Origin of the sequence: Pseudomonas sp. 22515 (assembly GCF_052044625.1) — a bacterium.
Lineage (GTDB): Bacteria > Pseudomonadota > Gammaproteobacteria > Pseudomonadales > Pseudomonadaceae > Aquipseudomonas > Aquipseudomonas alloputida.
In genome coordinates, this window is the sequence record NZ_JBQENN010000060.1 from 1 (window position 1) to 1,593 (window position 1,593).

2 protein-coding genes are annotated in these 1,593 nt (G+C 63.5%); one reads left to right on the top strand and one right to left on the bottom strand.

Going from position 1 to position 1,593, the window contains the following annotated elements; translation table 11 throughout:
• Positions 1 to 54 precede the first annotated feature (54 nt).
• Positions 55 to 705: a thiopurine S-methyltransferase gene (locus ACTJJN_RS26805; RefSeq protein WP_004575938.1), complete on the bottom strand. Its 651-nt coding sequence runs from the start codon at positions 703 to 705 to the stop codon at positions 55 to 57.
• A 101-nt stretch (positions 706 to 806) separates the two neighbouring features.
• On the opposite strand from ACTJJN_RS26805, the gene ACTJJN_RS26810 reads away from it, so the two are divergent.
• A complete protein-coding gene (locus ACTJJN_RS26810) occupies positions 807 to 1,574 on the top strand; it encodes a DODA-type extradiol aromatic ring-opening family dioxygenase (RefSeq protein WP_440781787.1) in 768 nt (255 codons plus the stop codon).
• Positions 1,575 to 1,593: the final 19 nt, after the last annotated feature.

Sequence of the window (1,593 nt, forward strand, 5' to 3'; positions counted from 1 at the left end):
TGGTTCGCGGGCACGCCCGCTCCCACATGGGCCGGGGCAGCCCGCCCTCCCTGCTTACCGGCTGAGCCGGTACACCCGCTCCAACAAACTCGACGCCCCGGCCTGCACAAACTTCGGGCTCTCCTCAATCACCTCCACAGCCTCCAGTTGCTCCACCTGCCACCCCGCAAACCCCTGCCTCAGCTCTTCATCCCTGACCGAAAACGGCGGCCCGGCCAACAATGACTGGTCATACTCCAGCGTCACCACCAACCCCCGGCAGCTTGTCGGCAGCAACCCCGACAACAGCTGCATATACCGCGCACGCATCTGCACCGGCAGCGCAATCACCGCCGCCCGGTCATACAGCCCCACGCAGTCAGCCACATCCTCTGCCCGCAAGGCAAAAAAGTCGCCACACCACAGCTGCACATCTCCACTGCGCCAAACCTCGAATGCGCCCTGCTGCCGCACCTCGGCCTCAAGCCCGTGCTCACGGAAAAAATCCTCCACCGCCCGCCGCGACAGCTCCACACCCAATACACGATGGCCCTGACCGGCCAGCCAGGCCAGGTCCAGGCTCTTGCCACACAACGGCACCAGCACGCGGCTGCCGGGCGCCAACTGCAGCTGTGGCCAATACGTCTGCAGATAGGGGTTCACCTGCGCCTGGTGAAAGCCGATCTGGTTATCGGCCCACCGCTGCTGCCAGAACGCTGGTTCCATGATTACTCCCGATTTTTAGATGATTTGTCGGTAAAACTTGGTTTGGATTTCGATCTGTAGTTAATCGATGATGGTTGCATCTTAACCTTCAGGACCCCGCCATGCTGCCCAGCCTGTTCATTTCCCATGGTTCCCCCATGCTTGCCCTGCAACCCGGCGCCAGCGGGCCGGCACTGTCCGGGTTGGCCAACGCCCTGCCACGGCCGAAAGCGATCGTGGTGGTGTCGGCACACTGGGAAAGCCGCGAGCTGCTGGTCACCGGCAGCGCACAGCCGGAAACCTGGCATGACTTCTACGGTTTCCCACCGGCCCTGTATGCGGTGCAGTACCCGGCGCCGGGCGAGCCCGGGCTTGCTGGCCAGGTCAGTGAGCGGTTGAAGGCTGCGGGGTTACCCGCGCACCTGGACATGCAACGCCCATTCGACCATGGCGCCTGGGTGCCACTGTCGCTGATGTACCCGGATGCGAGCATTCCCGTGGTGCAGGTTTCACTGCCCAGCCACATGGGGCCGGCGCTGCAGCTAAAAGTGGGCCAGGCACTGGCGGGGTTGCGTACCGAGGATGTACTGCTGATAGGGTCAGGCAGCATTACCCACAACCTGGGTGAGCTGGACTGGCATGCAGGGCCGGATGTGATCGAGCCATGGGCGCTGGCGTTCAGGGATTGGGTGGTAGACCGGCTGCAGGAGGATGACCAGGCGGCGTTGATGGATTACCGGCAGCAGGCGCCGTTTGCGGTGCGCAACCATCCCAGTGATGAGCATTTGCTGCCGCTGTTCTTTGCCCTCGGGGCCGGGAGCAAGTTCGGCGTGGTGCATCAGGGGTTTACCCTGGGCGCGCTGGGGATGGACATCTATCGGTTCGACTGAAGGGCCTCTTCGCGGGCAA